This is a genomic window from Pseudobutyrivibrio sp. MD2005 (assembly GCF_000621865.1).
Classification (GTDB): Bacteria; Bacillota; Clostridia; order Lachnospirales; family Lachnospiraceae; genus Pseudobutyrivibrio.
On the sequence record NZ_JHXE01000009.1, the window covers coordinates 14,392 to 33,672 of the forward strand.

Consider the following 19,281-nt stretch of genomic DNA (forward strand, 5'->3'; position numbering starts at 1 on the left):
TTTGTTTTTCTATGATTGGCAAGTAAAATTTTTAAAAATGTAGTCTAGTGTGTATTATCTCGATTTGAATAGTGGACAGATTACTAATCATGAGTAGCATCTAATGGTCATCTGTAAACTGAGGCTTTCAATCGCTATCAAAATCAGTATTTTCTACTTGTGATAATATACTTTCTCCTTAAACGCACGTAGTTTTTGCAATTAGACTCTTGAGTTATGCCACACAGCCTAAGCGTCCTGTCCGTCAAAGCAAACTTCCTAACTTTGTAATTTTTTGTTTTAAATAGCACTTTATTGTGTTAAAGTATAATAAGTTTATTTCAAATAACGATATTTAATATCGTACATTCCGGAATGAATCATATAGAGAATTAGATGCTAAAATGCTCATAGATTTGGACGGCGCGAGTAAGAGGGCCCCATGCAAGCAAGGAGGGACCCATTTGTGGGAGGATACCTTGCGAAGTATGGGAGATGGCTTACGGGAGCTTTGAAAACGTAAAAAGCATTTTAGCTAGTCAAGGAGGTAATTATGAGCAGAGAAGGAATTGGTACTAAGTGTGTGCAGGCAGGTTATACTCCAGGAAATGGCGAGCCACGCCAGATTCCTATAGTTCAGTCCACAACATTTAAGTATGATACTAGCGAGGATATGGGAAAGCTCTTTGATTTGGAAGCATCAGGCTATTTCTATACAAGATTGCAGAACCCAACTAATGATTATGTGGCAGCAAAGATTGCAGCATTAGAGGGAGGTTCAGCTGCTATGCTCACATCTAGTGGACAGGCCGCTAACTTCTTTGCACTATTTAATATATGCGAGTGCGGAAGTCATATCGTAGCATCATCATCTATCTATGGCGGTACTTTCAATCTTATTGAAGTGACAATGAGAAAGATGGGTGTGGACGTGACATTCGTTTCTCCAAATGCTTCAGAGGAAGAGCTTAATGCAGCATTCAAGGAAAACACAAGAGCTGTATTTGGTGAGACAATTGCAAACCCAGCACTCACAGTTTTGGACATCGAAAAGTTTGCAAAGGTTGCTCATGAGCACGGAGTGCCACTTATTGTAGATAACACATTCCCTACACCGGTAAACTGCCGCCCAATCGAGTGGGGAGCAGATATCGTTACACACTCAACTACAAAATACATGGATGGCCACGGCGCAGCAGTAGGTGGATGTATCGTAGATTCTGGTAAGTTTGATTGGATGGCTCATGCAGATAAGTTCCCAGGACTTTGCACTCCAGACGATAGCTACCACGGAATCACATACGCTGAGCGCTTCGGCAAAGAAGGCGCATTCATCACAAAGTGTACAGCACAGCTTATGCGTGACTTTGGATGCATCCAGTCGCCACAGAATGCATTCTTACTCAACCTTGGTCTTGAGTCACTTCATGTACGCATGCCACGTCACGTTGAAAACGGACTTGCAGTAGCTAAATTCTTATCAACACAGCCAGAGGTTAAGAAGGTGACATACCCAGGTCTTGAGGGAGATGAATACTATGAGTTGGCTCAGAAGTATCTTCCAAATGGGGGATGCGGCGTAGTTTCATTTGAGCTTAACGGAGGACGTGCTGCAGCAGAATCCTTCATGAAGAAGCTTAAGCTCATCGCAATCGAAACACACGTAGCAGATGCTAGATCATGCTGCTTAAATCCAGCAACATCTACACATCGCCAGATGACAGATGAGCAACTCGAGGCAGCTGGAATCCCAGCAGGTCTTATCCGCGTATCTTGCGGTCTCGAAGACAGTGCAGACCTCATCGCAGATCTTGAGCAGGCAATGAAATAAATGTTAGAAAGCTTGGCCGCCCTAGTGGGCGGCTTTTTTCGTTTAAATTATTTGGAATAATAGCCTACTTAGTGTAAAATAGATAGGATTATTAAAAAGTTTTAGACGAGGATATTATGCTATTTAATTCGTATATATTCATATTTTTATTTTTACCTATTTGCATAGTGGGATATTTCCTGCTGAATAAGACGAAGAAGTATCACCTGGGGCATGTATTTTTGCTTGGTATGTCCCTGTGGTTTTATGGGTATTTCAATGTTAGCTATCTGCTGATTATCATATCAAGCGTGTTGGCTAATTACCTGTTTTATAAGTGGATGAAAAAGAAACAGGCAGGCATGGGAAAGAGCCTAGCTTGCAAGCCTATAATGATACTTGCGGTTGCGGTAAACCTTGGCATTATTTTCTATTTTAAATATATGGATTTCTTCATAGAAAATGTGAATGCTGTGGCTCGCACTGATTGGCCACTTATGCACATAATGCTGCCACTTGGAATCAGCTTTTTCACATTCCAGCAGATTTCATTTATCGTAGATACGTATCGTGGCGAGGTGCCAGATTATGATTTCCTTACATATGCCTGCTACGTGACATTCTTTCCACAGCTTATTGCAGGCCCAATTGTTACACATGATGAGCTGATTCCACAGCTCCTTGATGAAAAGAAAAAGACTGTGAATTGGGATAACATGGCTCGAGGTTTTTATATGTTTGCCATTGGTCTTGGCAAGAAAGTGCTTTTGGCAGATGTGTTTGGTGTAGCAGTTAATTGGGGATTTGATGATGTTCCATCCTTGAAAGCTACAAATGCAATCTTTGTTTTGATGGCATACTGCTTCCAGCTGTATTTTGATTTCAGCGGTTACTGCGATATGGCCATCGGCCTTGGGCAGATGCTCAACATCGACTTGCCAATAAATTTCGATAGCCCATATAAATCCCTTACCATCACAGAGTTTTGGAATCGCTGGCACATGACATTAAGCCGATTCTTTACAAGATATGTGTACATTCCACTTGGTGGAAATCGCAAGGGTGATGTGAGAACATACATCAATTTGTTCATCGTATTTTTGCTTAGTGGCTTTTGGCACGGGGCAGCCTGGACATTTGTAATCTGGTCTGTGCTAAATGGAATATTTGTAATTATCACCCGCATGTTCAGAAAGACTTTTGAGGACATGCACCCAGCACTAGGCTGGATGATTACCCAGGGCTTTTTCAATCTTACATTGGTATTTTTTAGGGCAGACACTATCAGTGACGCCATGGAGTTTATCAAGCAGATTTTGTATGTGGATTTTACAAACATAGATGTAAACATTTTGTATGCGTTCCAGACACCAGTGCTTAAATTCTTCTTGGATAACACAGCAGTAACAAATTCGCTGCCATTTATCTACGTAGGAATGTATTACTTCCTGGCACTGTTTATTGTGCTTGGCACCCGCAATTCCCACGAGCTTATGGCTTCCTTCAAGCCAACCGTAAAAAATATGCTCTGGACATCCGCACTGCTCGTGGCAAGCATTATGTCTTTCAGCGGAATTAGCACATTTTTATATTTCAACTTTTAAAAATCGTAAAGCGAAAAGCGAATAATTATCAATTATAGATGAGGCTGTAGCTATCAAGCTCTAAGGGTTACTCAAGCGAAGCTTTCTTCAGCTGAGCGGAGTAATTCTTAGGCTTGAGAGCGTAACAGCTGGAGTGAGAAATGAATAGTAAGAAGTGGTTGATAATGATGATTGGGAGCGCAGCTACAGCTATGGTGGCGCTAGCTTCAGTAGTTGTGGTTGTAGATCCATATTTTCATTATCATGGCCCTGTTGAGGGCTTGTATTATGAATTGAATAATGAGCGTAGCCAGAATGATGGTATTATTAAGCATTTTGATTATGATGCCATGATTATCGGTACTTCTATGGCGGAGAATTTCAAGACAAGCGAGCTTGATGAGCTCTTTGGAGTGAATTCTATTAAGGTCACATTTGCTGGCGGCACCTATAAGGAGCAGGATGATAATATCGTAAATGCGATAGCATGTAATCCTGATTTAAAGATGGTGGTTAGGCCCCTTGATTATGCATATCTTTTGGATGATGCAAATAGAGTAAGAGATGACTTGGGAACCTACCCGGCGTATTTGTATGACCAGAATCCTTTCAATGATGTAAATTACATCTTCAATAAAGAGATTTTATTTAGTATCTGTCTTCCAATGATTAGGGATGCCAAAGCGGGTAAAGCTGCAGGCATCACAAGCTTTGATGAATATTCAAACTGGATGGAAGGCACAGAGTTTGGAGCAGATGTGGTGCTAGGTGATAGAACATCCTACGCTGAGCCAGAGCAGATTCAGCCATTTGTAGATGAAGTAAAGCAGATGGTATATGAAAACATTACACAGAATGTGGTGGCTACCGCAAAGGCTAATCCGGATGTTCAGTTCTATTATTATCTCACACCATACTCAGTGGCATGGTGGGGCTCACAAAAAGAGCTTGGAACTGTAGATCGCTTCATATCTGCAGAGGAGTATGCCATCGAACTCATGCTTGAATGCGATAATATTCATCTGTTCTCATTCAACACAGAATTCGATATGACATGCGACCTTAATAACTACAGCGACGAATGTCATCATGGTGACTGGATCAACTCACAAATCTTAGCTTGGCTGTACGCTGGCACCGATGAGCTCACCGAAGCCAACTACAAAGAATACATCGCCTTGGAGCGTAAATTCTATACAACCTACGACTACGACTCACTACTTACGAACACGAATACAAATAGCGTAAGAAAATAATTCAAGATTTATAGATGAGTGCGTATGCTGCATAAGATGGTGTTGGGTTAAATGCGACACATAGTCTAGGCAAGCGCGAGGAGGGAAGTGCCATGCCGAGTCTGGGAGGGGCCCACGCCGGCGGGCGGGTGCCCAGACGAAGGTATGGAGGGTGCCCTCCGGGAGCATGAAAAATTAAATGGAGCATTTTTTAGGGAGCATTATATTATGATAGAAATCAAGAATATTAAGAAGCGCTACGGCAAGCACCAGGTGCTGAAGAGCGTAGATTTTAATGTGGAGCCTGGAGAGATTGTGGGTATCCTGGGAGAAAATGGTAGCGGTAAGTCTACCATGCTTACAATATTGGCGGGATTACAACGGGCAGATTCAGGCTTTTTCAATATTGATGGAAAGGATTTGCTGAAGCACACCAAGCTGAGAAATGATGTGGTGGCCTATGTGCCACAGGAGACTCCGCTTATTCAGGAGCTGACGGCCTGGGACAATCTTAGAATGTGGTATTCCACAGATAGATTGAAGAAGGAACTGAAGGATGGCTTCCTTGCTATGTTGGGCATTGATCAGTTTATTAAGGTGCCTGTGAATCAGATGTCAGGTGGAATGAAAAAGCGTTTGACTATTGGATGTGCAATCAATTCTAATCCGAAGCTGATGCTTTTGGATGAGCCAACAGCTGCGCTGGACTTGGTTTGTAAGGAACGTATCTACACATATTTTGAGCAGTTTAAACGTAGAGGCGGTTCACTTATCATTGCAACACACGAGGTGCAGGAGATTGAGCTGTGCGATAAGTGCTTCATCCTAAAAGAGGGAGTGCTTTCACCGTATAAATATGATGGAGATATTCCACACTTGATAGGAAGATTGTAACAGATGGTTAGGTTTAGAGACTATTTACTAATTCAATATAAAAGAATATTTAAACTGCTCTTTGGAATCGTAGCCATGATTCTCGTGGTGGCGATGCTGCTTTCAGCTGCGGGATTTGCCCTGATGTATAGCGATACCTACGCTTCAGAAAATCAAAAATATAAGCTGGGCGTTGTAGGTGACACTGATGATGAAATGATAAGCCTTGGTGTATACATGATAGGCACTTTGGACGAGAGCCGATACATGATAGAGCTTGTGGAATATGAGGATGAAGAAGCCGCAAGAGCCGCAATGCGAAACGCAGAGATTTCTGCCTATATCGTAATTACGGAGGAGTTTAGTGATGCCCTTAATGCCATGACAAACGATGCGAAGCTTCAGTATTATGCTACATCCGGCCAAAAGGGAATCTCCAATGTCATGATGGACGAAATCGCCCTTATTGCCACACACATCATCATCTATTCAGAGACGGGTATCTGTACCTTGCGCCAGCTGATGAAAGAAGAAGGCTATGATAAAGCATATCGCCATGAAAAGATAAATGATTTGTTTATGGTTTACATCTCTGCACTCATCACACGTACAAGCGTTGCTGAGATAACAGAGCTGGGCCTTTCAGATGGATTGTCCACACCGGCATACTATTTCCTTGGAATACTGCTGTTTTTCATGTTGCTGTTATCCTTCTGTGCGATTTCATATTTTATCGGCACAAAGGATGCACAGTATAAATTTATGAAGTCAAAGGGAATCAACTCAAGAGCTCAGGTTGTTGGCGAGTTCATTCCGTTTTTAACAATCAATATCATTTGCGTGCTCATTATAATGGGACTCATCACAGCGGTTTGCTCAAGTGGAATGATTGATGAGGAAATGCTAGCAAGCGCCGGAATCGATGACTTCGGAATGATCACTCTCAACCTCATTCCAGTGTGCGTAATGTTCTCAGCCTTCGGCTTTATGATTTTCGAATTGCTGATTGGCGTTATAAATAAGATATTGGTGGCCTTCATGCTTTACATCGGCATGGCCTATGTATCTGGATATTTTTATCCAAAGCCATTTTTCCCAGAAATTGTTCAAAGACTTGGCGAGTGGATTCCATCGGGAATCGCATTTTCGTACATGGGAGCGGGCTTGCAGTACGAACCACAGGAAACATACTTATTGATAATGGCTGGCTACGCGGTTGTATTCCTTGGAGTAGCAATATTTGCAAGAAGACAAAAGATTAGGTAGATTATGCGTTACTTATTATTATTAAAACGATTATTAAAAAAGAAAAGCTACATAGCCATGCTTTTGGTGGTTCCGCTTTTGGTAATTCTTTTAAATGCAATGAGCTCTGCTGACTCAGGTCTTATGACAGTGGGCGTTTACATCCCTGGCAATGACGAGAGCAGCCAGTGGCTAAGGGCGAATCTAATAGAAGAGCCAGGAAGCTTACGCTTTATCATGTATGATGATGCAGATTTATTGCGAAAAGACGTGGAACGCCAGCAGCTTACTGAGGCTTGGATTTGTCCAGAAGATTTAGACACCACTGTTAGCCAGATGGCAGAAAAGGGACACACAAAAAATAAAATCGAAATCCTCATCAGAGAAGAGGGGCTTACTCATATGCTTGGCCGAGAGGTTTTAAGCAGTAGAGTGTTCCCAATGGGTGCCCGCCAGATGGCAGTTCAATATATCTCTGAAAATGTGTACGGAGGCAATCCTACAGATGAGGAAATCGCCCATATCCTCGACACTTACGACAATTATGGAATCAACGGCAATCTCTTTGAGATGGGATATATCGATGCCGCTTCAAATCAGAGCGAAGATAACACAAGCTATCTGATGATGCCACTTAGAGGTATCCTTGCATTGTGGCTGTTATTACTTGGCATTGCCGCATCAATGTATTATCTTGAGGATGAGTCCAATGGACTTTTTATCTGGTGGAAAAGCTGGGCAGAAGTAGGAAGAGATTTCCTATATTACGAAGTGATTATGATTGTTCCATCAATCATGGTTTTGATTGGCCTTAAAATAGGCGGCGTTTACACAAGCACATTTCGTGAGGTTATCGCCCTGACGTTATATAATGTAGCTGTGATAGGATTGGCTTCTGTTCTTAGAGAAGTGATTCACAGCATCAAAGGTTTAGGAATAGTTACACCAATACTAATAATGGCATCTGCAATACTTTCACCAGTCTTTATTGACTTCAAAGAAGGAAGGGCATTGCAAAAATTTTGCCCTACTTTTCATTATTTGTATTGCATTCATGATGAATATTATGTAAAATCATTATTGTTATTTGGTGTGGTATTAATATTTATATGGTATTTAATTCATACCTTAAGAAAACATGTTAACTAGGTAACGGCTCAATTGTACGGCAGTTACCATATGATTAAAGGGAGGAAAAACTATGTTTTGTACAAAGTGTGGGAACGAACTTACAGATAATTCTAAGTTCTGTCCTAAGTGCGGTACACCAGTAGGTGCTGCAGAAGACGTTGCAACAAATGTAGAGACACAGACAACAGTTGAGGAGCCAGTTGTTACAGAAGCACCAGCTGAGGAAGCTGCTCCAGTAGTTGAGGAAGCACCAGTATCAGAGGCTGCTCCTACAGCAGAGGCAGCTAGCGAGGAGCCAGTAGCTTCTACAGTTGTAACAGACAATTATTCAGAGGATTACAATTACGGATTCAATCCAGCAGATATCCCTGAGCCTACAAAGAAGTCTGGTTCTAAGAAGGGAATCTTCATCGGTGTTGGTGTTGTTGCAGTAGTTGTTGCAGCAGCTCTTGCAGTTGGATATTTTGTGTTTGGTTTATTTGCTTCACCAGCACAGATTCTTACAAAGACAATCGATAATGGAAAGAACGATATCTTTGATGAATACAAGACAGGTTACAAGTCAATCCAGGATTCTTACAAGGATCTTAACGGTGATATGACACTTTCTGTTGAAGCAGAATTAGGCGATAAGGCTAAGTCACTTCTTGATGAAGCTGGCAGCTCAGTGGGCGCTGATCTTTCATGGATTGAAAGCGGACGCGCTGATGTTGCAGTTGATGTTCAGGAAGAGCAGATTGGTTTTGATATTAAGGGAAGCTTAAATGGACAGGAAATCGGAACAGTTAATGCTATTTTAGATGCTAATTCTGAGAAGGCTTATGTTTCAGTTCCAGAAGTACTTGGAAATACAGCTATTGAAGCTGAAGGCGACTTCGATTCAGAAGAGTTTATGGAGATGCTAGCTTCTTACACAGAAACATTCACAAAGTACGCTGAAATGTATCCAGATCCAGATAAGTTCAACAAGTGCGCTACTAAGTACACAGATATTATTTCTAAGGATTTATCTAAGTGCGAAATCGAAAAGAGCAAGGAAGAAGTCACAGCAGGTGATGTTACTGCTAAGTACACAGCTCTTGAAATCGAGTTAGACAAGAAGACATCTCTTCAGATTGCTGATGATCTTATTAATGAATTAGAAGATGATGAAGAGTTAAAGGAACTTCTTCGTCCACTTTTTGAAGCAGAGTTATCTTCACCTGAATTTGAAGGTTACTTTGATGATTATGATGATTACTGGGATTACATGATTGATGAGCTTTCAAGCGCTAAGGACGATATCGAAGACCAGTTAGATGAAATCGAAGATGATGAAGATCTCAACGAAGATGTTGCTACACTTTATGTATATGTAGATGGATTTGACTTCAAGGGTATCGCTCTTGAGCCAGAAGACGCTGATGGAAGAATTGAATTCTACACAGTAGAAAAGGGTGATAAGAGTGGAGTTCGTTTCTGCTTCGATGATGGAACAGGTACAGAGTACGTATTCGAAGGCCAAGGCGAGACAAAGAAGGGTAAATTAAGCGGTACTTACACATTTGAGCAGGATGATGAAGAGTACTTCACAATCGAAGTAAAGGATTTCGATAAGGATGCTTTTGAAAAGAGCCGTGATTACAACGGACACTTCATTTTCTCATTAGGTGAAGGCCTAACAGGTGACTTCTATGACGAGACATCAGAGATGTTCGGTCTTGCTAAGTACGACCTTTCATTAGAGACAAAGGGTGCTACAGGTACAATGGGATTAGATATCCTTGTAGATGATGAGTCACTCGCAAAGATTACAATGACTTACTCAATGGAAGATGTTAAGGATATGAAGATTCCTAGCGACACAGTTGATGTTGAGAACATGGATGAGGAAGAGTTACTCAACTTTGTCAAGGGAATCAAGTTAGATACGCTTGTAGACAACCTTGAGAAGGCTGGTGTTCCAGAAGAGTACTATCAGACACTTTCAGAAGTTAGTGACGCTCTCGCATCAGGTGATGACTACGAAATCTACAATGCATTGAGCACACTTATGTACGGTACATCATACGATTCATATGGTTACGATGACTATTATGATGATTATGACGATTATGATTATGACTACCCAGATTTCTCATCTATGACATATGATGAGTTCGCTGATTACTATCGTGAGAACTACGATCCAGAGGCATCAGATGAGGATATCGAGTACTACTACGATTTATTCCAGTACTAATTCCTATACTCTCTAGGAGTTTGATGGTATTTTCGTTTGAACTGGCGGTTAAAGTGTGAGAGATTTTCAAAGCCTACCTGCTGAGAAATTGTAAGCACAGATTCTTCCGTTGAAAGAAGAAGTCTTGCCGCCATTGATAACCTATAATCATTAAGATATGTCACAAAGCTTACACCAAAGGCTTCTTTGAAGTACCTCATAAAATGAGACTGAGAAAAGCCTGTAAGCTTTGCCATATCTTCAATAGTGGAGCTTTCACCGTAGTGGAGCTCCACATATTTTATGACAGGCTTTAGCCTGTCTATTTTTTTCTTTGTAGAAGAATCAATCTGATCCTCATATAATGTCACAAGATTAAAAAGCAATAGATACATATTTCCCTTGATGGCAAGCCCCCAGGCTCCCTCTCGATGGGCCGAAATATTATCGTTGCTATCTAAATATTTCTTTATACTTTCATACCCGGTCACGCCATGTCTAAAAATGACAGGAATATCCACTGCACTTTCGAAAAAAGGTAATAGAAAAATATCATAGAAATCATCAAGTGTAGATGCTAGCATCTTGGAATCGAAAATGATGTTTTCGTATTCCATAGTATTGTCATCTAATTGATAAATCCCATGAACCCGACTTGGAAGAATAAATGCGATATCTCCACCCTGAACCTGATATTCAGAACCATCAATTACAATTATCCCCTGTCCCTTTTTTATATAAATGAATTCCGCATCCTCATGCCAATGTAGGGGAACACTTTCAAAATCCAGTGGGATAGTACAAGGATAAGTGTTGTATGGCAAATTAAAATCGAAATGACTTTTGTTTTCATGTATGGCCTGGTAATCGTTAATGTTAATCATAATAATCCTCCGGTGATAGAATAGTATCACTTTTAGATGGAATAAGGCAAGTAAAACGTCTGTCATGAGCATTATAATGCAATTAAAGTTGATTGATACATACCCTCATCCGTCACCTTCGGTGCCACCTTCCCCCTCTAGGGGAAGGCAAAAAGGCTTCGCCCCTTTAGGGGAGAAGCTGTCAGCACAGCTGACTGATGAGGGGCAGATTTAAGGAGGATAATATGACAGCAAACGAATACATCAAGGTGCGCTTCGGCCGCCACATGAACGAGTGTACAAACGAAGAAATCTACATTGGTCTACTAGAATATGTGAAGGACCAGGCTAAGCGCAAAGACATCGCCGGTGGTAAGAAAAAGCTCTATTATATCAGTGCTGAGTTTTTGATTGGAAAGCTATTATCTAATAACTTAATCAACCTTGGTATATACGACGAAGTGAAATCCGAGCTGGAGGCTTGCGGCAAATCACTTGCAGAGATAGAGGAAATTGAGGTAGAGCCATCCCTTGGTAATGGTGGATTAGGTCGTCTTGCTGCATGCTTCCTTGATTCCATTGCAACACTAGGCCTTAATGGTGACGGTGTTGGCCTTGCATATCACATGGGATTGTTTAAGCAGGTGTTCAAGGACAACCTCCAGTGCGAAGAGCCAAATCCATGGATGAGACACCACAGCTGGATGACTTCTACAGACAGAACATACCAGGTAGATTTTGGTGGCTTCAATGTAAAGAGCCGCATGTACGATATCGATGTTACAGGCTACGATTCTGTCACAACAAAGCTTCATCTTTTCGATGTTGAGACAGTAGATGAAAGCATCATCACAGATGGAATTAACTTTGATAAGAGCGAGTTTGCTAAGAATCTTACACTATTCCTTTATCCAGATGACTCTGACGATAACGGAAGACTGCTTCGTGTATATCAGCAGTATTTCATGGTAAGCAATGCAGCTCAGCTCATCCTTGATGAAGCAGTTGAAAAAGGCTCTAATCTAAAGGACCTTCCAGACTATGCTGTAATCCAAATTAACGATACACACCCATCTATGGTAATCCCAGAACTTATCAGACTCCTACAAATCCGTGGACTTACAATGGATGAGGCAATTAACGTAGTATCAAAATGCTGCGCATACACCAACCACACAATCCTCGCTGAAGCTCTTGAAAAATGGCCTATCCACTTTATGATGAAGGCTGTACCTCAGCTTATGCCAATCATCCGCGAGCTTCACAACAGAATCCACATCAAGTACAACAACCCTGAGGTAGATATCATCAAGGATGACCTTGTGCACATGGCTCACATGGATATTCACTACGGTATTTCAATCAATGGTGTTGCTGCCCTTCATACAGAAATCTTGAAGGATACAGAGCTCAATGCATTTTACAAGCTTTATCCAGAAAAATTCAACAACAAGACCAACGGAATCACATTCCGTAGATGGCTTTTATACAGCAACCCAGAGCTTTCAAAGCTTATCGAAGAACTTATCGGCCCTGGCTTCAAAAAGGATGCAACAGAGCTCAAGAAGCTTGAGCAATACATGAACGATGATGCAGTTGTTCAGCGCTTCCTTGACGTAAAGAACACTCGCAAGGCAGTTCTTAAAAACTATCTTGCAAACACACAGGGCATCAACCTTGACCAAAACAGCATCTACGACATTCAGGTAAAGCGACTCCACGAGTACAAGCGCCAGCAGATGAACGCCCTCTACGTAATCAACAAATACTTCGAAATTAAGGAAGGCAAGAAGCCATCACGCCCAATCACAGTTATCTTTGGCGCAAAGGCTGCACCTGCTTACATAATCGCAAAGGACATCATCCATCTTATCCTTTGCTTATCAGAAATAATTGAAAAAGACCCAGAGGTAAGCCCATACCTCAAGGTTGTTATGGTAGAAAACTACAACGTAACACTTGCAGAAAAGCTCATCCCTGCATGCGATATTCACGAGCAAATCTCGCTTGCATCCAAGGAAGCATCAGGCACATCCAACATGAAGTTTATGCTTAACGGAGCCATAGCTATCGGTACAATGGATGGCGCCAACGTAGAGATGCACGACTTCGTCGGAGACGACAACATCTTCATCTTTGGTGAAGACTCAGACACCGTAATCAAGCGCTACGCCGACGCAAGCTACTGCTCACGCGACTACTACGAGAAGGACGCAAACCTCAAAAAATGCGTAGACTTCATCGTATCAGACAAGCTACTGTCCGTAGGCAAGCGCGAAAACCTTGAGCGCCTCTACAACGAACTCCTTAACAAAGACTGGTTCATGACCTTCCCAGACTTCAAGGACTACTGTGCAACCAAGGAAAAGGCATACGCTGCCTACGAAAACCGCACAGAGTGGGGCCGCAAGATGATCAAGAACATCGCCAACGCAGGCTTCTTCTCTAGCGACCGCACCATCGCCCAGTACAACGCCGACATCTGGAAGCTGTAGCCCCATCTCGCCGCCTTTACATGCCTGGCCCGCCCCGCCCTTGCTGGTGTGTGGCTGTGGTGCCCTGGGTGGCAGTTGCATCGCAAGAATATTTTGTTTTTCTAATGCACGACTTTTGGCATCCTTATTTACATGTGTCTTTTGCAGGTCTGTACAGTTTGAAAAAATGTTTTTGGATGGCGGACACACAACACAACGATATATGTACTTCTTAGACTGATAGGAACTTGGTTGATTTTGAAGTGCGCTTAGTAACATAAAAGCAGGTTTTGCAATATATAGGTATGCGCTGCCATGGACGGCAGCGCAAGTGGTCACTTAAAACACGATGTTGAATGTGCCACGGTACCTAGATATGCAAAACCTGCTTTGTTATGTTACTTAGCAAACGTAATATGAAACCAAGTTCCTATTAGTCTGAGAAGTACAGTTAAAACCTCAGTGTCCGCCATACTTAAAAACATTTTTTACAAACGGTTCATCCCGCAACAAGACACATGTGTGATGCCAAAAGTCGCACATTGAAAAACTAAAAATATTCGCGAAATCACAACTGCCACCCAGGGCACCACAGCCGCGCACCAGCAAGGGCGGGGCGGGCCCTAATATATGTGGGCGAGATGGGGCTACAGTATTGATTTTGGGGCGTTGTCATGGTAAAATGGTCACTAGTTGTGGCTCCACGGGGAGCAAAGATATGGAGGAAGTTTTTTATGAGTACGGTAGGAATAGTGCTTTTGGTGATTGCGATAATTCTTGTGGTTGCCATTGTTGTATTATATTTCTTGGGAAAGCGTATGCAGAAGCGCCAGGCAGAGCAGCAGAGCCAGATGGAGGCAGTTGCACAGCAGGTTTCAATGCTTATCATTGATAAGAAGAAGATGCGTCTTAAGGATGCAGGTCTTCCTGAGGCTGTTATGGCTAATACACCATGGTATGCTAAGAATTCTAAGATTCCTGTAGTTAAGGCTAAGGTAGGCCCACAGGTGATGACACTTATCTGCGATGCACAGATCTTTGATGAGATGCCTGTTAAGAAGGAAGTTAAGGCTACAGTATCTGGTCTTTACATTACAAAGGTTAAGGGCTTGCACGGTAAGATTGAGCAGCAGGATACTAAGAAGAAAAAGAAGGGCTTGAGAGCATGGGCTCTTAAGAAGCAGGCTGAACTTAACGAGCAGACAGCTTCAAATAAAAAGAATAAGTAGTTAGTTTATGGCTCATCCAGTAATGGATGGGTCATAATTGTTTATATGTGTAAAAAGTGCTAGAATGGGCTTAAGTTACTGAATAGGAATACTTGTTAACTTAATAAAATTCAATGTTGGAGGATTTATGGAGAAGTTAAAACTACATCGAAAAAAGATTGCATTATCCTTAGTGTTGTTAGTACTAGCTTTTGTGTTTGTGCCACATCTTGATGTTGAGGCGGCCAGCAATGATGAGCTTCAGGCTTGCGCTGCAGTGTTTGATGCAGATTATTATGCTGCAATGTATCCAGATGTAGCTGCAAATTCTAATGGAAGTCCATTGTATTTGCTTAATCATTATTTGTATTGCGGTATTTATGAGGGAAGAAATGCCAGCGGATTTTTCAATGCTACAGATTACATGAATAAGAATCCGGATTTGGCTGCCCTTTATGGCGATAATATGCCAGCTTACGTATATCATTATGTGCATGCCGGTAAGGCAGAGGGCAGAGATGCTACTCCAACTGTTGGGGCAGGGGATTTTGGTCTTCCTCATACTTATACTTTGCTTGGCATCTATTCTACAGATTATGATGCTTCTGTTCCAAGAGCAACAAACATAGCTGTTGCGGCAAACAATATCAATGGTACTGTGGTTGCACCAGGCGCTACATTCTCGGCATCAAATACAATCGGCCCACGTACATCAGCTAACGGCTTTGTTACAGCTCCAGTGTTTATCAATAAGGAGCATGCAATGGGACTTGGCGGCGGTGTTTGCCAGGTTTCATCTACAATCTATGCTGCTATGAAGACAGCGGGCATTCAGGCTAGCGAGCGTCATCCACATTCGCTTCCTGTCAATTATTTGCCAGCAGGCTGGGATGCTACGATTTCTTGGGGCTCACTTGATTTGAAGTTTGTAAATCATTACGACCAAAATATCGTAATTTATGAGACAGCTAATAATGGTAAGCTTACAGCTGCAATTTATTTGCAGAACTAGTTTTTTAGTTTGAAATAAAGAGTTTTTGACTTTTGTAGGTTTAATAAGTAAAATAGGTTTAATTAGACAGAAGGCTGATGTTTAAGTCTTCTGTCAATTTATGTAAAGGGGTTTTATATGGCAAAGTTATATTATTACTACGGTGCTATGGGCTCTTCAAAGACAGCAAATGCATTGATGACTCATTTTAATTATGAAGAGGTAGGGCAGAGTGCATTGCTTGTAAAGCCTAAGTTAGATACAAGAGATGGGGAGCGTATTGTGCGCTCTAGAATCGGTCTTGAAAACGAGTGTGTTTTTCTTGAAGATTTGATGGAAATGCCTGAGGAGGAGATTAAAAAATACGATTGCATCATCGTTGATGAGGTACAGTTTGCCACTCCAGAGCAGGTAGATTATCTTTCCGATATAGTTGATTTTATGGATGTTCCAGTTGTTGCTTATGGTCTTCGAACAGATTTCAGAAATAAGCTGTTCCCAGGTTCTGAGCGTTTGATTGCCATTGCAGATGTGATTCACGAAGTGAAGACTGTGTGCTGGTGCGGTCATAAGGCTACCTGCAACACCCGATATAACGCAAAGGGCGTAGTTAGATCAGGCCCACAGGTTATGCTTGGAGCCAACGATTCCTACGTTGCGCTTTGTCGTAAGCATTTTAAACTGGGACAGCTGGCCCCAGATGAGAAAGAGGAGTCTTAATGATTTTTAGTTTTGCTATAACATTGATTTTTCTTATATTTGTAGTTTTTTGGATACAGATTCCAGGAATGCTGTTTGAAAGTATTCTGCTTCCTAGAAGGCTTAAGTTTTCTACACGATTGCTTGCAGCGTTCTTTATTGGATTTATGTATTTGGCTACACTGTATTATATTGAGTCACTTACAGGGATAAAAAATATTATTTTGGTGGCAGGGCCAGTTGCATCTGTCGTTGGAATTATGGCCTACATTAAGAAAGGCCGTCCATCACTTCTTAATGCTGATGAGCAGTTTAGAGGGGCTTGGGTTATTATATTTGCATTTATTTTTATTGCATCATCCTTGAGTTTTCTTCTTAAGTTTAACGGTGCACTTTCCGGAGTTACCACACAGGTTTATCACGATTATCTGTTCCACACAGGTAATATTGTATCCTTAAGCAGGTCATTTCCAAATGTAGATATTAGAGTCTCAGGGCTGCAGTTTTATTATCATTATTACTATGAATTGATTTTTGCAATGTGCAAGCACATCTTTAAGATGGATGCCTTTAGGCTTTACATGAATGGCAATGCCTTGATTTGCGCTTGGCCTTTAACACTTGCACTTGTTACTATAGGCGAGAAGCTTAGAGCAGGAAGAATCAGCCACAAGTTCAATTACTTCTTTTATTGTTCAGGCACATTGGTGTCATGCATCTGTGTGATGCCACTTAATGTAGTGGGCGTAAAGCTTCCATTTTCATGGCTTGATAATCATCTGTTTAGTAATGCTAATGCTATGGGGCTTGCAATGTCCCTTACAGTTGTGCTTGTAGATATTTTGGTGGAAGTCTGGTACGACAAATTCGATTTAAGAGTGATTATAGCGCTCTATCTTTTGTCTGCAGCTGCAACCGGATTTAAGGGTACCACTGGTATTCTTTTAGTTGCAATCACATGGGCTGTTTTCGTTATCGAAGCAATCATCATGAAAAACTTCCATTTGGAAAGAATGCTTTATGTAATAAGTGTTACACTTGGTTTTGTGTTCACTTATCTTACTGTTACTGTTGGCATTCATTCTTCGGGCTCAAATAATAGAGCAATGCAGATTACACCAGCCGGCACACTTGAAGCTGGCAGAGTTGGTCAGCTTATCTCAAAGCTTGGCTTTGATTACATGGCTTTTCCATGGGTAGTAATTGGTGTCATCCTTGCAGCGATTTGTATTGTCGGCCCATGTATTTTGCCATTTGTAGGCTATGCACATTCGAAGTTTAAAGTCCTTATTAAAGAGGGCGTTATCGGTGATATTTTTGATTGGTTCGTGATAGGTCTTGCGATAATGGGCGTGATAGGCTTTTGCTTTATCAGTGTGCCAGGCCTATCTCAGGGATATTTTGTCATCACAAATGCGGCCTTGATTTTCTATGGTTCTGTCAGATACATCATTGATAATCGTAGAAAGCTGATTTCAAGAATTGCTTGTGGGTTCTTTGTGCTTGGAGCAGTATTTTTACTGGTGGATATTGCATATTCTTGCTACTCTGACATCAAACAAAATGCTGTTTATCAAAAGCCTGCCGGGGATGAACCAAGCCTTGTATCTGCTTCCACAATGGAGGCATATTTGTGGCTGAGAGATAACACTGCTGAAGACGCCATGGTTGCTGTGGACAGATTCTCAGAGGAGACTGATTATAGAGATATATATTTCTATTGCGGTGCTTTTTCAGAAAGACAGTGTTACCTTGAAGGATATGACTATTCAGATGTTACTGATAAGCAGATTGCGGCTATGCTTTCTATAAATGAAAGCTTCTACAACACCGATAGTGCAAAGGCAGAAATTGCCATGGAAATGAATGGAATTGATTACCTGGTAGTAACAAAGGCTGGACATCCAGATTTTCAAAATACAAGTCGCAGATTAAATCTTGTTTTTATAAACGATGAGGTTCAAATATATCAGTTCTGTTCAGATGGAGGAATGATTGCTGTTAAATGATTAAAGATATAATTTCTAACAAAAAACTAATTACAAAGCTTGCTAAGAACGACTTCAAGCAGAAGTTTGCAGGCTCCACCCTTGGTGTAATATGGGCATTTGTTCAGCCTGTCATTACGGTGGTTGTTTATTGGATAGTATTTGATAAAGCTTTGAATGCCGGCACCCAAGGCACAAAAGCTGGCATACAGGCGCCATTCGTACTATGGCTTTCCGCAGGTATCGTTCCTTGGTTTTATTTCAGCGAGGTGCTTTCTGCAGGCACGGTGGTGCTCCACGAATACAATTATCTGGTTAAAAAGGTTGTATTCCCAATCAACATCCTTCCTGTAGTAAAGGCTGTATCGTCATTATTCGTACATGGATTTTTCGTGCTATTTACATTAGCGGTTTATCTGCTATATGGATTTTCTGTAACACCATACATTTTGCAGGTAATCTACTATTCAATTTCAATGATGGCACTTACCATCGGGTTGATATATTTCACCAGTGCACTATGCGTATTCTTCAAGGATATGGCACAGCTCATCAACATCATCCTTCAGGTAGGTGTATGGGCCACACCAATCATGTGGAACTACGATGGCATGGTTGGCAAGATGCCACACTGGCTTGCATATGCACTTAAGCTCAACCCAATGTACTACATCACAAGTGGCTATCGTGATGCATTTATTGGCCAGACAGCCTTCTGGAATAGACCAGTGCTCACACTATATTTTTGGATATTCACATTGCTAATATTCTTATTAGGATCACACGTATTCAAAAAGCTTCAACCACAGTTTGCAGATGCTTTGTAACATGACCCAAAAGGCATCCGAGCGAATGCGAGGAACTTTTGCGGTCTAGTAAGCGAAGCTTACATTTTATGATCCCAAAAGGCATCCGAGCGAGCTCTTAATTCAAAAAGAATAACAAAATTTGCCCGAGGATTTCGGGCATTTTTTTATTGCCAGATTCATGTCAGTTCCACAT

Annotated in this window: 14 protein-coding genes; 13 read left to right on the forward strand and 1 reads right to left on the reverse strand. The window is 41.5% G+C overall.

Annotation, left to right across the window (positions count from 1 at the left end; translation table 11 throughout):
* The first annotated feature begins 532 nt into the window (after positions 1 to 532).
* The 7 genes from T498_RS0102975 to T498_RS0103005 all read left to right on the forward strand — a co-directional run bounded on the left by T498_RS0102975 (position 533) and on the right by T498_RS0103005 (position 10,077).
* Positions 533 to 1,810 carry an O-acetylhomoserine aminocarboxypropyltransferase/cysteine synthase family protein gene (locus T498_RS0102975; protein WP_028234636.1) on the forward strand — a complete coding sequence of 426 codons (1,278 nt, stop codon included), beginning with the start codon at positions 533 to 535 and terminating at the stop codon, positions 1,808 to 1,810.
* A 320-nt stretch (positions 1,811 to 2,130) separates the two neighbouring features.
* Positions 2,131 to 3,393 carry an MBOAT family O-acyltransferase gene (locus T498_RS0102980; RefSeq protein WP_242839199.1) on the forward strand — a complete coding sequence of 421 codons (1,263 nt, stop codon included), beginning with the start codon at positions 2,131 to 2,133 and terminating at the stop codon, positions 3,391 to 3,393.
* A 140-nt stretch (positions 3,394 to 3,533) separates the two neighbouring features.
* Positions 3,534 to 4,628, forward strand: coding sequence for a hypothetical protein (locus T498_RS14660; RefSeq protein WP_051524554.1), 1,095 nt, complete (start codon positions 3,534 to 3,536; stop codon positions 4,626 to 4,628).
* 207 nt (positions 4,629 to 4,835) lie between these two features.
* The gene (ccmA, locus tag T498_RS0102990; RefSeq protein ID WP_028234638.1) at positions 4,836 to 5,501 is read left to right on the forward strand and encodes a heme ABC exporter ATP-binding protein CcmA; all 666 of its coding nucleotides are present in this window, start codon (positions 4,836 to 4,838) and stop codon (positions 5,499 to 5,501) included.
* 3 nt (positions 5,502 to 5,504) lie between these two features.
* Positions 5,505 to 6,746, forward strand: coding sequence for an ABC transporter permease (locus T498_RS0102995; protein WP_081779664.1), 1,242 nt, complete (start codon positions 5,505 to 5,507; stop codon positions 6,744 to 6,746).
* A gap of 3 nt (positions 6,747 to 6,749) precedes the next feature.
* Positions 6,750 to 7,874, forward strand: coding sequence for a hypothetical protein (locus T498_RS0103000; protein WP_155951007.1), 1,125 nt, complete (start codon positions 6,750 to 6,752; stop codon positions 7,872 to 7,874).
* Between the two features lie 52 nt (positions 7,875 to 7,926).
* On the forward strand, positions 7,927 to 10,077 hold the full coding sequence (locus tag T498_RS0103005; RefSeq protein ID WP_028234641.1) for a zinc ribbon domain-containing protein: 2,151 nt from the start codon (positions 7,927 to 7,929) through the stop codon (positions 10,075 to 10,077).
* Here the strand turns inward: T498_RS0103005 and T498_RS0103010 are convergent.
* Complete coding sequence (locus tag T498_RS0103010; RefSeq protein ID WP_197019902.1) at positions 10,074 to 10,940, reverse strand: AraC family transcriptional regulator; 867 nt, start codon at positions 10,938 to 10,940, stop codon at positions 10,074 to 10,076. The genes T498_RS0103005 and T498_RS0103010 overlap by 4 nt on opposite strands.
* A gap of 224 nt (positions 10,941 to 11,164) precedes the next feature.
* Between T498_RS0103010 and T498_RS0103015 the strand changes: the two genes are divergently transcribed.
* From T498_RS0103015 to T498_RS0103040, 6 genes are all read left to right on the forward strand, one after another.
* Complete coding sequence (locus T498_RS0103015) at positions 11,165 to 13,414, forward strand: glycogen/starch/alpha-glucan phosphorylase (protein ID WP_028234643.1); 2,250 nt, start codon at positions 11,165 to 11,167, stop codon at positions 13,412 to 13,414.
* Positions 13,415 to 14,127: 713 nt separating this feature from the next.
* Positions 14,128 to 14,622: a hypothetical protein gene (locus T498_RS0103020; protein WP_028234644.1), complete on the forward strand. Its 495-nt coding sequence runs from the start codon at positions 14,128 to 14,130 to the stop codon at positions 14,620 to 14,622.
* 127 nt (positions 14,623 to 14,749) lie between these two features.
* Positions 14,750 to 15,613, forward strand: coding sequence for a VanW family protein (locus T498_RS0103025; RefSeq protein ID WP_028234645.1), 864 nt, complete (start codon positions 14,750 to 14,752; stop codon positions 15,611 to 15,613).
* Between the two features lie 117 nt (positions 15,614 to 15,730).
* Positions 15,731 to 16,312, forward strand: a complete 582-nt coding sequence (locus T498_RS0103030; protein WP_028234646.1) for a thymidine kinase — start codon at positions 15,731 to 15,733, stop codon at positions 16,310 to 16,312.
* Positions 16,312 to 18,300: a hypothetical protein gene (locus T498_RS0103035; protein ID WP_028234647.1), complete on the forward strand. Its 1,989-nt coding sequence runs from the start codon at positions 16,312 to 16,314 to the stop codon at positions 18,298 to 18,300. The genes T498_RS0103030 and T498_RS0103035 overlap by 1 nt, the downstream gene beginning before the upstream one ends.
* The gene (locus T498_RS0103040) at positions 18,297 to 19,106 is read left to right on the forward strand and encodes an ABC transporter permease (protein WP_028234648.1); all 810 of its coding nucleotides are present in this window, start codon (positions 18,297 to 18,299) and stop codon (positions 19,104 to 19,106) included. The genes T498_RS0103035 and T498_RS0103040 overlap by 4 nt, the downstream gene beginning before the upstream one ends.
* Positions 19,107 to 19,281: the final 175 nt, after the last annotated feature.